We start from the raw sequence: 247 nt of genomic DNA on the forward strand, positions 1-247 counted from the left end.
GATCAGGCACGCGGGCAAGGGCGCAGGCTTGTTCAGCTCGCACCAGCGCAAGCCCCACTCCAGTGTCGGATGGCTACCTGGCAAGGCATCCAGAAAGCTACGGTACTGATCGACGCTGGCCTGCACCGCGTCAGGCGCTGCAGCGGGCAGAAACGCCAGCCCCGGTTGCGGCGGACGCAACTGATGCAGGCGCGCGAGGTTGGCACCCAACTGCCGGCATAGCGCCGAGTTGCCCTCAGGCGCGGCG

Annotated in this window: 1 protein-coding gene; it reads right to left on the minus strand. The window is 68.0% G+C overall.

The genetic code is table 11. The features are described 5' to 3' along the window. Positions 1-247: phosphotransferase (locus SB772_RS44235; protein WP_410839053.1), on the minus strand; the 247-nt coding region annotated here is incomplete at both ends.

The sequence above is a fragment of the Paraburkholderia sp. SIMBA_030 genome (assembly GCF_046535245.1).
Taxonomy (GTDB): Bacteria; Pseudomonadota; Gammaproteobacteria; order Burkholderiales; family Burkholderiaceae; genus Paraburkholderia.